Source organism: Methylobacter tundripaludum SV96 (assembly GCF_000190755.2).
GTDB classification, from domain to species: domain Bacteria; phylum Pseudomonadota; class Gammaproteobacteria; order Methylococcales; family Methylomonadaceae; genus Methylobacter_A; species Methylobacter_A tundripaludum.
This window is the reverse complement of record NZ_JH109153.1, coordinates 260,211-273,090: the sequence shown is the minus strand read 5'-3', so window position 1 is coordinate 273,090 and position 12,880 is coordinate 260,211. Positions and strand designations below refer to the sequence as shown.

Annotated in this window: 10 protein-coding genes; 7 read left to right on the top strand and 3 right to left on the bottom strand. The window is 50.7% G+C overall.

Annotation, left to right across the window (positions count from 1 at the left end; genetic code table 11):
• Positions 1-93 precede the first annotated feature (93 nt).
• Genes fabG through METTU_RS14205 form a run of 3 tightly spaced genes read left to right on the top strand, consistent with a single transcriptional unit; the run spans position 94 to position 2,431 of the window.
• Positions 94-819: a 3-oxoacyl-ACP reductase FabG gene (gene fabG / locus METTU_RS14215; protein ID WP_006892431.1), complete on the top strand. Its 726-nt coding sequence runs from the start codon at positions 94-96 to the stop codon at positions 817-819.
• A complete protein-coding gene (locus METTU_RS14210; protein WP_006892430.1) occupies positions 813-2,042 on the top strand; it encodes a beta-ketoacyl-ACP synthase in 1,230 nt (409 codons plus the stop codon). Before fabG ends, METTU_RS14210 begins: the two co-directional genes overlap by 7 nt.
• Positions 2,043-2,068: 26 nt before the next feature.
• On the top strand, positions 2,069-2,431 hold the full coding sequence (locus METTU_RS14205; protein ID WP_006892429.1) for a hypothetical protein: 363 nt from the start codon (positions 2,069-2,071) through the stop codon (positions 2,429-2,431).
• Positions 2,432-3,163: 732 nt separating this feature from the next.
• Here the strand turns inward: METTU_RS14205 and METTU_RS14200 are convergent.
• The 3 genes from METTU_RS14200 to METTU_RS14190 all read right to left on the bottom strand — a co-directional run bounded on the left by METTU_RS14200 (position 3,164) and on the right by METTU_RS14190 (position 4,389).
• Positions 3,164-3,430 (bottom strand): RNA recognition motif domain-containing protein, encoded by a 267-nt coding sequence (locus tag METTU_RS14200; protein WP_006892428.1) that lies wholly within the window; start codon positions 3,428-3,430, stop codon positions 3,164-3,166.
• Between the two features lie 107 nt (positions 3,431-3,537).
• Positions 3,538-3,744, bottom strand: coding sequence for a cold-shock protein (locus tag METTU_RS14195; RefSeq protein WP_006892427.1), 207 nt, complete (start codon positions 3,742-3,744; stop codon positions 3,538-3,540).
• A gap of 267 nt (positions 3,745-4,011) precedes the next feature.
• Positions 4,012-4,389 (bottom strand): hypothetical protein, encoded by a 378-nt coding sequence (locus METTU_RS14190; protein WP_040580819.1) that lies wholly within the window; start codon positions 4,387-4,389, stop codon positions 4,012-4,014.
• Positions 4,390-4,519: 130 nt separating this feature from the next.
• Between METTU_RS14190 and ppnN the strand changes: the two genes are divergently transcribed.
• From ppnN to METTU_RS14170, 4 genes are all read left to right on the top strand, one after another.
• The gene (gene ppnN, locus METTU_RS14185) at positions 4,520-5,893 is read left to right on the top strand and encodes a nucleotide 5'-monophosphate nucleosidase PpnN (RefSeq protein WP_006892424.1); all 1,374 of its coding nucleotides are present in this window, start codon (positions 4,520-4,522) and stop codon (positions 5,891-5,893) included.
• A 109-nt stretch (positions 5,894-6,002) separates the two neighbouring features.
• Positions 6,003-8,372, top strand: coding sequence for a type IA DNA topoisomerase (locus METTU_RS14180; RefSeq protein ID WP_006892423.1), 2,370 nt, complete (start codon positions 6,003-6,005; stop codon positions 8,370-8,372).
• Positions 8,373-8,652: 280 nt separating this feature from the next.
• Positions 8,653-9,441, top strand: a complete 789-nt coding sequence (locus METTU_RS14175; protein WP_006892422.1) for a hypothetical protein — start codon at positions 8,653-8,655, stop codon at positions 9,439-9,441.
• Positions 9,442-9,681: 240 nt separating this feature from the next.
• Positions 9,682-12,612, top strand: coding sequence for a chemotaxis protein CheB (locus METTU_RS14170; RefSeq protein WP_006892421.1), 2,931 nt, complete (start codon positions 9,682-9,684; stop codon positions 12,610-12,612).
• The last annotated feature ends 268 nt before the right edge of the window (positions 12,613-12,880 follow it).

Genomic DNA, 12,880 nt, shown 5'->3' with positions numbered 1-12,880 from the left:
TCCGCCTAACGCCAGGTAAAGGACTGCCGGAATTAAAGATGAACGCAACGCGTGGGAACGCGGTGAAGTATTGAAACAACACATGAGCACAATATGAATAAAACTGTTTTAGTGACCGGTTCCAGTCGGGGCATTGGTAAAGCGATTGCATTATATCTGGCTAAACAGGGCTTTGATTTGGTTATTCATTGTCGCAGCCAACGTACTCAGGCCGAGGCGGTTGTTGCCGAAATCGGGCAGCTAGGCCGACACGCCAGGATCTTGCAATTCGACATTGCCGACCGCGCGCAGTGCGGCGAACAACTCAATCAGGATATTGAAAGCCACGGCGCTTATTACGGTGTGGTATGCAACGCCGGGATCACTGCCGATAACGCCTTTCCGTCGCTGACCGGCGAACAGTGGGACAGCGTGATCCACAGCAATCTCGACGGTTTTTACAATGTCTTGCAGCCGGTGGTCATGCCGATGGTCAGGCGGCGAAAACCGGGGCGCATTGTCACTTTATCGTCGGTTTCCGGTTTGATGGGCAATCGCGGTCAGGTCAATTACAGTGCGGCAAAAGCCGGTATTATCGGTGCGACCAAAGCGCTGGCTTTGGAACTGGCAAAACGCGATATTACCGTCAATTGCGTGGCGCCGGGCCTTATCGATACGGAGATGGTCAATGAATTGCCGCTGGAAGAAATCAAGAAAATGATTCCGGCGCGCAGGGTAGGCAGCCCTAAAGAAGTGGCGGCGGTCGTGGCTTTTTTAATGTCCGAAGATGCGGCCTACGTGACCCGGCAGGTTATTTCAGTTAATGGTGGCTTATGTTAAAACGCGTGGTAGTGACCGGCATGGCGGGGATTTCGCCGATAGGCAACGATTGGCGGCAAGTTGCCGAACGCCTTAAAAACAAGTCTACCGGCATTCAAACAATGCAGGACTGGGATAAGTACCAAGGCTTGAATACCCGCTTGGGGGCGCCCGCCGATTTCACCAAGCCTGAGCATTATTCGCGCAAGCAAGTTCGCGGCATGGGGCGTATCGCTTTAATGGCGACTTACGCAACCGAACTGGCGCTGACTGATGCCGGTTTGCTGGGTGACGATTGCCTTAAAAGCGGGCAGATGGGCATCGCTTACGGCAGTTCATCGGGCAGTCCCGATGCTATCGCCGAGTTCGGCAACATGCTCCTTAACCATGCCACCGGCGGTTTGAATGCCACTTCGTATATCAGGATGATGAGCCATACCGCGCCGGTCAATATCAGCCTGTTTTTCGGCATAAACGGCAGGATTTACACAACCTCAAGCGCCTGCACCTCGGGCAGTCAGGGCATTGGGTACGGTTATGAGGCGATAAAGTTCGGCCAGCAAAAGCTGATGGTCGCAGGCGGCGCTGAAGAATTATCGGCCATTCAGTCCGCAGTATTCGACACCTTGTTTGCAACCAGTCTGCGCAATGAGACGCCGGATAAAAGCCCCCGGCCTTTTGACCGCGACCGGGATGGCTTGGTCATCGGCGAGGGCGCAGGCACCTTGATATTGGAAGAGTTGGAGCATGCACTGGCGCGTGGCGCTCATATTCATGCCGAATTGGTGGGATTCGGCACCAATTCGGACGGCCTGCATGTCACCCAGCCTAACAGTGACAGTATGCAGGTTGCGATGCGCCTGGCCCTGCAGGATGCCAGGCTGGAGGCTTCCGCCATCGGTTACATCAGTGCGCATGGCACCGCAACAAGTCACGGCGATGTCGCCGAAAGCCATGCGACTGCGGCGATATTCGGCAATAAAACCCCGATCAGTGCGCTGAAAAGCTTTACCGGCCACACTCTGGGTGCTTGCGGCGCGCTGGAAGCCTGGGTGGCGGTCAATATGATGAATGAAGGCTGGTTTCATGCCACGGCCAATCTTGACAATATTGACCCCGAATGCGCGCAGTTGGACTATATTAAAGAGGATATCCGCAAGCTCGATTGCGACTATGTGATGAGTAATAACTTTGCTTTTGGGGGTATCAATACTTCATTGATTTTTAAGCGCTGGGATAGCTAATATCCCACTCAACCTGGAGAACTACAATGATAAGAAAAATATGTTTAGCCCTGGCTTTGCTGGTTTTGGTCTCAGGCTGTACCACGACAGGTACGTTCAAAGTGCCGCCCGGCACTGATCTGCATGTTTACAAAAGGCCGGAACCGGTAGACATCAAGGCCGACGGCAAGGTGACCACCAAGCCGTTTTTCTGGACGGCCGCAGGAATACCGCCGGAAGGAGGTATTCCTTACAGTCTGGAAAAAGGGGGCAAGGTTGTCAAAGAGGGCAGGTTGAGGACAAAATTCCGCACCGTTTCACTATTCTGGCCGCCGTTTGCAGCTATCTACTGGCCTATGGGGTTCAATCCTGACATCACTTACGATTTGGTGAATGACAAGCAGGAGTAAGATGCCTCGGCAGGTCCAATCAGTCAGGTAGCCAATATTTTTCAACAGTTATTGGCGGCTAAACCGATAAAAATGGATGCTCTTTTACAGATCAAGGTTATCCACATTTTCTGTGGATAACTCTGTGGGTAAACTGGAAGTAAACGCCCTAACTATTCACTTCTTAAGCTTTTTTGTTAGATTGTTCAGATTGTAGTCAGTGTGCGGTTCGCTATGAATATAGCATCAAATATCAATTACTTAGATGGCATAAAGATAATTTTGGCGGCGTTTTTCCAGCGTCGGACTGAGCTTTTCAGTGATGCGATTGAAACAAAAGTGTATTGAGTGCGCTTGTGGAAAAGGCCGATTCACGAGATTTGTTGTCAAGCTTTATTTGTGGAAATAGGGCGGGGTTTGATCACTCAACCAATCGGTTGAATTTATCGGCCGCTTGAAACGGATATTCGCGTCAAGAGCTTGCGGATGGCTTTAAAGAATCCGGAAAATACGTGGATAAATGGATGCTGCCGTTGCCCGGAATTGGGGGCGACCGGTAAGCAGGTCGCCCAGATAGCTCGGCTATATTCACGCGCCTTGCTGCTGTCTATCTTTTCGGAGGGTATAAATCCATTCAAATCAATCCGTTGGACGGAATGATTTAGATAATCAGTTTGTGACAACGCCCTGTTGCCGTGGTGCGGCTAAGGCAGTTGAATAATAAGGGGATAGTGGAGCTGAGCGGTTAATATTTTAATGGCGTCTGCCATTTTTACCGGCAGTCGTATCTTCAAATTTAACTTTTAATGGTTTTCCGCAATACAGGTTGCCGTCTAGCGCGGCTATCGCGGCTCTTGCTTCGTGACCTTCCATTCCGATAAAGCCGAAGCCCCGGCATTTTCCGCTAAAGATATCGGAAACAAGCTGAATGGAGCGGACTTTGCCGTATTCAGAAAATAAAGCCTGTACAGTTTCTTCAGTGGCTTCGCTAGGTAAGTTTCCTACAAAAATTCGTTTCAAAAGACATGTCCTAAATTAGGGGGTGAGTTGATTGGCCGGATGATCCGGTTATGCCACAACCCCGCTAATTATCGAAGGCGGGGTTGGGTGTTGGACAGTAAGGCGGATTAAGCTGCGCTTACTTGTGACGCTTGTGGTCCTTTAGGGCCTGATTCTACATCGTACTTAACCGCTTGGCCTTCAGCCAATGTGCGGTAACCGCCGTCGCTTGCGATTGCAGAAAAGTGTACGAATACGTCTGCACTACCGTCGCTAGGCGAAATAAAACCAAAACCTTTAGCTTCGTTAAACCACTTAACAGTACCTGTTGCCATAAAATTACCTATATAAATCAATGAAAAATGTTTGATTGCAAATCATGCCGGGCAATTTTAAGGAGAAAAGCGAATGGAATTTCTGAAAAGTGCTGAATAACATGCAAAACTTAAGTAGAAGCCTCGCGTTTGTACGGAGTGCTGCCTACTAAGCGTTGCATTATAGAGGCTAATGCCCAGTATAGCCATTGATAATTTAGAAGGTCGTGTTTCCATGAGGGATAAAGGCCCTAAATTTAAAGGGGACGTTTATTGACCGATAACCTATTAACGATAGTTTCTACGCTCGAAGTTGTTGTGATGACTATCGCTGTCGCCGTCATGTTGGCGACTATTTCCGTCGCTAAAAGAACGATCATGGCCCCTGTCATGTTGATGCCGGGATTCCGGATGGTTGTTGCCCCATTGGCGCTGAACGCTGTGTTGATCATGATGGTCATGATGTGAAAAATAGGCATCACCTTGGCGATAGCCATTATCATAGTGATCCGGTCTTTCGCCGTAATAGTTTCTATGCATAATGGTATATCCGCTGCTATAAGCAGCGTTGCCTGGATAATACGAATGTTGCTGTGGATAATGGGCACAGGCGCTGGGCAGCAGCGCAAAACCGATGAGCAGCATTTTTTTAGTGATCGAATTCATTTTTATAGCCCATGATAGTTAACCCAGGCTAAATAATATCTGTAGATCGCTGAATGCCGAATGAATCGACATGCTGTGTTTACCGCTAAATACAGCCGGTAATCACGCTGACATAATTAAAAGGAATATCATGAAACACCATCAAGTCGTTGACGCACGCATCACCCCCGAAGGCCGTCTGGATGTGCTGTCCAAAGCCGAAGTAACCAAGTTGCTCGATACCAGTCAGGGCGGATTGTACCGGCTGTTTCGCAATTGCTCGCTTGCGGTATTGAATTGCGGCAGCGGCATGGATGACGGCAAGGAATTGCTGGAACGCTATCCCGATTTTGAGATACGCGTAGTCCAGGAGCAGCGCGGTATTAAGCTGGACGTCAAGTCCGCCCCGGCCCATGCCTTTGTCGACGGCAAAATGATCAAAGGCATCAACGAGCATTTGTTTGCGGTGCTGCGCGACATTATCTACGTCAGCGACGAGATCAATAATAATCCGATGTTTGATCTGAACACCTCGGACGGCATCAGTAACGCCGTGTTCCACATCTTGCGCAACGCCAAAATTCTGCGGCCGATGACCACGCCAAAAATGGTGGTGTGTTGGGGCGGGCATTCAATCAGCCGGAAGGAATACGATTACACCAAGACGGTCGGTCACGAGATGGGGCTGCGCGGTTTGGATATTTGCACCGGTTGTGGTCCGGGCGCGATGAAAGGTCCGATGAAAGGAGCAACCATCGGTCACTCCAAGCAGCGGATAAAAAACGGCCAGTATTTGGGGATAACCGAACCCGGCATTATTGCCGCCGAATCACCGAATCCGATCGTCAACGACCTGGTGATCCTGCCGGATATTGAAAAACGCCTGGAAGCCTTTGTCCGTACCGGGCATGGCATTGTGGTGTTTCCCGGCGGTGCGGGTACGGCGGAGGAAATCCTTTATATACTGGGTATCCTGCTGCATCCTGAAAATAAAGACATGCCGTTTCCGCTGATATTTTCCGGGCCTGACAGTTCGGAAGATTACTTCAAGGAAATCGACCGGTTTATTGCCGGCACCCTGGGTAAATCCGCGCAGCAGCGATACCAAATCATTATCGATAATCCGGTGCTGGTCGCTCAAGAAATGCTGGCGGGCATCCAGCAGGTGCGGCAATTTCGCAAAGAAAAGGGCGATGCCTACTATTTCAACTGGCAGCTTAAGATCGACCATGTGTTTCAACAGCCGTTTATACCGACCCATGAAAACATGAGAAATCTGGCCTTGCATAAAGACCAGGAAAATCACCAGCTCGCCGCCAACCTGCGCCGCGTGTTTTCCGGCATCGTGGCGGGTAACGTAAAAGACGAAGGTATACGCGCGATCGAACAATACGGTCATTTCGAAATTCGCGGCGATGAGGACATCATGGCGCTGATGGATTCCCTGTTGGCCTCATTTGTTGAGCAACACCGGATGAAATTGCCGGGCAAGAAATATTTGCCGTGTTACAAGATTATCAAGTAACGAGTCTTTGACTATAGGCGACTAAAGAGTGTTTATTCACCACGAAGACACGAAGAAATAAAACTTCGTGTCTTCGTGGTGATAATTTTTTAAATATCATTCCAACATCATGAAAGTCATCCTGACCGAAAAACCCTCAGTCGCCCGCGACATAGCCAAATGCCTGAGTATCAGCAACAAGCGCGACGGTTATTTTGAGGGCAACGGCTACCAAATTACCTGGGCGTTCGGCCATCTGGTCGAACTGAAAGAACCGGATGAATATAACCCCGCCTGGAAACGCTGGTCATTGGAATCCCTGCCGATCATTCCTGAACAATTCGGCTTAAAAGCCAGGGGCGATGCCTCAGCTCAAAAACAGCTGAACACCATCAAACACTTGTTCAAGGCAGCCGACGAAATCATCTGCGCGACCGATGCCGGAAGGGAAGGGGAGTTGATTTTCAGGTATATTCTGTCCTGGGCGGAGTGCCTGCAAAAACCGTTTAAACGCCTGTGGATCAGCTCCTTAACCGACGATGCGATACGCAAAGGTTTTGCAACGTTGCAGGAAGGCCACGCTTATGACGGACTTTATCGCGCGGCCAAATGCCGTAGCGAATCGGACTGGATCGTCGGCTTGAATGCCACCCGGCTGTACACCCTCAAGTTCGGCCGGCAGGGCGGCTTATGGACGATAGGCCGGGTGCAAACGCCGGTGCTGGCGCTGATCGTGCAAAAAGATTCGGACATCGCCGGTTTCATACCCAAGGATTTCTGGGAATTGCATACCTTGTACCGGGACGCCGATTTTCAATATGCCGACGGGCGCTTCGACCACAAAGCCGGTGCGGAAGTCCGGTTAAGCCAAATCTCGGATCGGGATTTCCGGATTACCGAGGTCAAGGGCAAGAAGGAAACGCTCAGCCCGCCGTTATTGTACGATTTGACCGATCTGCAAAAAGACATGAGCATTCGCTACGGCCTGACTGCTGATCAAACCTTAAGCGCTGCCCAGCAGTTATACGAGAAAAAACACGTCACTTATCCGCGTACCGACAGCCGTTGTTTAACCAACGATATGAAGCCGGGCATGAAGCCTTTGTTGGTGAAATTACGATCCGGATTCGAGCAGCAGATTGAGCCGATTGATCTCGATAAACTGACGCTGGGCAGCCGTATATTTAATGACGCCAAAGTCACCGATCACCATGCCATTATCCCCACGACCGCATTGCCGGGTTCGCTGTCGGGTAACGAAGCCAAGGTTTACGAAGCGATAGTCCAGCGCTTTATTGCGGCTTTTTATCCGCCCTGTATCAAGCAAATTACCACGGTTCTGGGTGAGGTTTGTCCCCCTCTCCCATCGGGAGAGGGGGTTCTAAAAGGTGAATCTTCCACCGTAAAATTCAAAACCACCGGCACCATTATCGAATCGCCCGGCTGGCAGGTCTTGTATAAAAATGATGCGTCAAAGACGTCCGATAAAGAGTCAAAAATCCTGCCCAACTTTGTAAAAGGCGAAACCGGCCCGCATCAGCCGTCGATAAATCAGGGCAAAACCACGCCGCCCAAGCCGTATAACGAAGCGAGCTTGCTGAGCATCATGGAATCGGCCGGCAAAACCTGCGACGACGAACAACTCAAGGAAGCGCTAAAAGAAAAGGGGCTCGGCACACCGGCAACCCGCGCCTCGATTATCGAGGTGTTAATCAGGCGAAACTACATCCAGCGGCAAAAAAAGACCCTGATCAGCACCGAATCGGGACGGCATCTTATTTCCATCATCGCCGACGACAGGCTTAAGTCTGCGGCCATGACCGGCGAGTGGGAAGCCAAGCTCAAAAAAATAGAACACAACGCTTACGATGCCGATCAGTTCATGACCGAAATCGTCCGCTTTACCCAGAAAATAAAAGACGAATCGGACCGGCCGCTTTATGACCAAAGCCGCTTGGGCGACTGCCCGTTGTGCCAAAAACCCGTTATCGAAGGCAGAAAAGGCTACGGGTGCAGCGACTGGAAAGCCGGTTGCCAATTTGTGTTATGGAAGGAAATGTATGGGGTACCGGTCACCATGGACATGGCCTGTCAATTACTGCAAAACAGCCGAACCCTGCACAGTTACGCGGTCAAGTTGGACGATGAGGTATTCAATGCTCAACTGACCCTCAATAAATTGGGCGAAACAGGCTATGTTAAAGCCGAGTCGGGAAAGCGATCTGTAGTAAAAGAGGCCATTGCCGATTGCCCATTATGTAACGGCAAAATCATTGAAACCGTAAAAGCCTACAGCTGTAGCGAATGGCGCAACGGTTGCAAAATGGCGATCTGGAAAACCGTCGCGCATAAAAAAATCACCGCGGCGATGGCTAAAAAAATACTAAGCAAAGGGGAGACGGGGATGTTAAAAGGCTTTAAATCAGCTAAAGGTACAGAGTTTGACGCCAACCTGAAACTGGTCGATGGTAAAGTTGAAATGGATTTCTCAGGGAGTTAATAAAAATGATTTTCCGTGGGAGGCTAGTTCCCAAGCTCCGGCTTGGGAATTCGGTGCGGGAAGCTGGAGCTTCGGTGCGGGAAGCTGGAGCTTCGTTATCTGGGTTCCCAAGCTGGAGCTTGGGAACTAGCGTATTTGTAACTTAATGGCAGTGACGCCGCGCGTGGGAATGAGGGGTAATGGCTTTTTCCGGCTCAGCGAAACTATTGAAATCCTGAATCCATAAATAAATGCAGCATCCTTTAAACGCATCCCCTATTTCCTCTATGGTGTATTAACCATGACCCTATTCAAAATTATCCGCATCCTGATTTTATTGGCCGTATTTGTAGTCGTGGCGTTTTATGCAAAAAACCAAAAACTAAAATCCAGATCGTGGACAGAACCTTTAAGCGTGGTGATTTACCGCATCAATGGCGATAACAATAGCCCGGTCGTCAATGAATATATCAATGAACTGGACGCGGGCGTTTTTGAGCCGGTTGATCGGTTTATGCGGCAGCAGAGCGAAAAATATAAGCTCATTACCCGGCAGCCCACCCAAATACAGATGGGACCCGTGTTGACAGTACAACCGCCCGAAGCGCCGCTACCCGGTTCGGGGTATGCTTCAATTATCTGGTGGGGGCTTAAGTTCCGCTATTGGACTTATAAAAACACGCCCGATTCGGATTCAGATATGCGCCGTATCCGTGTTTTTGTGCTTTACCATACAGCCGTCGAAGGCAGAAGCCTGCAACATTCACTAGGACTCGACAAAGACTTGGCAGCCGTGATCCATGCTTTTGCCTCTATCGACCAGGATCAGCAAAACAACATTGTCATTGCCCACGAATTGCTGCACACGGTCGGGGCAACAGACAAGTACGCTGCCGATAACCGCGCCCTGTTCCCAACAGGCTATGCCGACCCGGAGCAGTCGCCCCTTTATCCGCAAACCAAGGCTGAAATCATGGTTGGCCGCATTCCCCTGTCGGAAACCGGTATGCGCATGGCGGCCAGTTTGGACGAATGTGTTATTGGCGAACAAACCGCGAAAGAAATCAATTGGCTGCAGGAAGAAAAATAATCAGGCTGATACGCTGTTGCGTACTTTATCTATGCAGATTGAATGATGAAACGATCGCAATCTTGAATTCGCCTGTTTTTAAACAGCTTCAGAAAGGGCGGTGTAAAATAGACATCCGTTGCACATCAGCAAGGCATCGTCTCTTTTCTCCGGTCAGGGAGAGGCGATCTAAAAAACAGAGTTTTGACAAGCAAAAAAGCATAAGCAGCCATACAACCATAAAGATAGCAGGAACCTTGCATGGATAAATCAACCGCCGTCCACGGCCCATTCTCTCTGGATACCTCGACTGATTCTGCTTACCTCGGCGTGGACAGGCTACTGCCGATTATAGGTATCGGAGCCTCGGCCGGTGGGCTTGATGCGCTCGAACAATTTTTCAGTCATGTGCCTGATAGCATGGGTGTCGCTTTCGTCGTCGTTCAGCATCTCGATCCCAACCACAAAGGCATGATGGCCGAATTGCTGCAACGCACCACGGCGATGACGGTATTAGAAGCCCAAAATCGCATGAAAATAAAGCCGGATTGCGTTTATATAAATCCTCCGAATAAAGAGCTGTCCATCCTGCACGGCACGCTTTACCTGCTCGACCCGATTGCACCGCGCGGATTACGCCTGCCGATTGATGCTTTTTTCTGTAGCCTTGCCGAAGATCGGCGCGATCAAAGCATCGGCATCCTGCTTTCGGGCATGGGTTCGGATGGTACGTTGGGCCTGCGCGCCATCAAGGAAAAATCCGGTCTGGTGCTGGTGCAGGACCCCGTCGAAGCCAAATACGACAGTATGCCGCGTAGCGTTATTGAGGCAGGGTTAGCCGATGTTATAGGCCCCGCGGCAGAACTGCCTGCGCACATCATCAATTATCTCCAGCATCCCTACAGGGATGCTTTGGCCAATTCAGGGCAGCTATTGGAAGGTAGCTCCCTGAGCGCTTTGGAAAAAATTGCCGTGCTGCTGCGCGTCCGGACCGGCAATGATTTTTCGCTATACAAGAAAAGTACGATGTACCGCCGTATTGAACGACGCATGGAACTGCATCAGCTCGATAATATCGCCACTTATGTCCGTTATCTGCGCGAAAACCCGCAGGAGCAGGATTTATTGTTCAAGGAATTGCTGATTGGCGTTACCGGCTTTTTTCGCAATCCGGCGGTATGGGACGCTTTAAAGACCGACGCGATACCCGCGCTGATAGCAAACTACCCGGACGGCAAGACAATCAGAGTGTGGGTGCCCGCTTGCTCTACCGGCGAGGAAGCTTATACGCTGGCCATCATTTTCATTGAAGCGATCGAACAGGCCAAGCCCGACGCACACTATCCGCTGCAGATTTTTGCTACCGACCTCGATGCGGATGCGATAGCTCATGCACGCCAGGGATTTTATACGGCCCATAGCGTCGCCGATGTTTCGCCGGAGCGTCTGGCTCGTTACTTTTACGCCGAAAACAACGGTTACCGGATAAAAAATGAAATCTGCGAAAAGATCATTTTTGCGCAGCAGAATATCATCAATGATCCGCCGTTTACCCGGCTGGATGTAATAAGTTGTCGTAACCTGCTCATTTATTTTTCCGTCGATTTGCAGGAAAAACTGTTGCCGCTGTTTCACTATGCGCTAAACCCGCATGGCATGTTGTTGCTGGGATCTGCCGAAAGCACCGGCAATTTCGGCTATCTGTTTACGCCGGTCAAGGCCAAGGTGCGGCTCTACCGGCGCATTGACAATCCATTGCCGAAACCTGAAGTGAACTTTCCAAATAAATATTTTACCGCTGCGCCCGCCACCCGTCAGGCCGTCGATGACGGCAGCTTGCCCGTTAATCTGCAACAACTGATGGATCACCTACTGCTCGCGCATTACGCCCCGGCAGCGGTGCTGGTCAACGCCGAAGGCGACATCCTTTATTTTAGCGGTCACACCGGCAAGTATCTGGAACCTTCTGCCGGTAAAGCCAACCTGAACGTCCATGCAATGGCGCGCGAGGGCTTGCGTCAGGCGCTAACGGGTTCGATCCGCCTGGCGTTGCAGCAATTAACGGCAGTACGCCTGGAAGGCCTACAGATAACAGGCGAAAGCGGTACGCATACGGTCAATGTGACCGTGCAAGCGATCGAGCAGGTGCAGGCATTGCGCGGCAAGGTCATCATCGTATTTACCGACGTCGCGACGGCGCATACTCGCAAGCGCATTGCCAAGCTCCGTCAGCCCGAAGCGCTGCAACAGGCCCAGATGGAAATACAGACCTTGCGCAATGAAATACAGTTTTTGCAGGAAGCGCTCAAATCCAGTCATGAAGAGAGCCAGTTCGCAAATCAGGAAATGCTCATTTCCAAGGAAGAAATGCAGTCGGTGAACGAGGAAATGCTGACCGTGAACGCGGAGCTGCAAGCCAAGCTGGATGCGCTGCAGTGGGTCAACAACGACATGAAGAACCTGCTTAACAGTACCGAAATTGCTACGGTGTTTCTCAACAACAAATTGCATCTGCGGCGCTTTACCGCCCATACCTCGCAGATCTTCAGACTGTTGCCGCAAGACGAGGGGCGGCCGTTATCCGACATTACGACCGATTTGGACTATCCACTGTTACAGCAGGACGCAACAGAAGTGCTGCGCACACTGGTGGTTTCGGATAAGCAAATCCAGACTCATGACAGTCGCTGGTTTGATGTGCGCATCATGCCTTATCGCACCATGGATAATGTAATAGACGGCGTGGTGATTACCTTTGTCGATATCAGTCTCGCCAAAAATCTTGAGCTGGCGCTGAATGAACACGCGATTGTAGCGATTACCGACCGGAAAGGTGAGATGACCTATGTGAATGACAAGTTCTGCGCCATCTCCAAGTATTCGCGCGAAGAACTGCTCGGACAGGATCACCGTATTATCAATTCGGGCTATCACTCCAAAGAGTTCATGCATAACCTGTGGAGAACCATTGGACACGGACATGTCTGGAAGGGGGAAATCCGTAACCGCGCCAAAGACGGTTCGCTTTATTGGGTAGACACCACCATCGTTCCTTTTTTAAACGCGAAAGGCAAACCTTATCAGTATGTCGCTATCCGCACGGTCATTACTCACCATAAGCGGAAAACCGGCTCGGTGGGGCAGGGGAATCCGGAGGCGAATAATAATTCCACGCACGGCATTTATTTGTAGTAGTTTTCCTCGTTCCCACGCGCTGCGTGGGAATGCATTGCAGGACGCGCCGCGTCCCGATTTGCCCGGCCTGTATTTAACCGTGACTCGCGGCGCAGCGCGCCTTGACTGCATTCCCACGCGGCGCGTAGGAACGAGAAAAGTCTGTTTTGCTCCAGAAGCGTAGGTCGGGTTAGGCGCTAGCCGTAACCCGACACACACTCGCAAAATGTCGGGTTACGCTATCGCTAACCCGACCTACGACCTACGACCTACGACCTACGACCTA

What these genes read in the sequence shown, in the direction of transcription:
- fabG (WP_006892431.1), top strand. Translation starts at nt 94, where the DNA reads ATGAATAAAACTGTTTTAGTGACCGGTTCCAGTCGGGGCATTGGTAAA.
- METTU_RS14210 (WP_006892430.1), top strand. Translation starts at nt 813, where the DNA reads ATGTTAAAACGCGTGGTAGTGACCGGCATGGCGGGGATTTCGCCGATA.
- METTU_RS14205 (WP_006892429.1), top strand. Translation starts at nt 2,069, where the DNA reads ATGATAAGAAAAATATGTTTAGCCCTGGCTTTGCTGGTTTTGGTCTCA.
- METTU_RS14195 (WP_006892427.1), bottom strand. Translation starts at nt 3,744, where the DNA reads ATGGCAACAGGTACTGTTAAGTGGTTTAACGAAGCTAAAGGTTTTGGT.
- METTU_RS14190 (WP_040580819.1), bottom strand. Translation starts at nt 4,389, where the DNA reads ATGAATTCGATCACTAAAAAAATGCTGCTCATCGGTTTTGCGCTGCTG.
- ppnN (WP_006892424.1), top strand. Translation starts at nt 4,520, where the DNA reads ATGAAACACCATCAAGTCGTTGACGCACGCATCACCCCCGAAGGCCGT.
- METTU_RS14180 (WP_006892423.1), top strand. Translation starts at nt 6,003, where the DNA reads ATGAAAGTCATCCTGACCGAAAAACCCTCAGTCGCCCGCGACATAGCC.
- METTU_RS14175 (WP_006892422.1), top strand. Translation starts at nt 8,653, where the DNA reads ATGACCCTATTCAAAATTATCCGCATCCTGATTTTATTGGCCGTATTT.
- METTU_RS14170 (WP_006892421.1), top strand. Translation starts at nt 9,682, where the DNA reads ATGGATAAATCAACCGCCGTCCACGGCCCATTCTCTCTGGATACCTCG.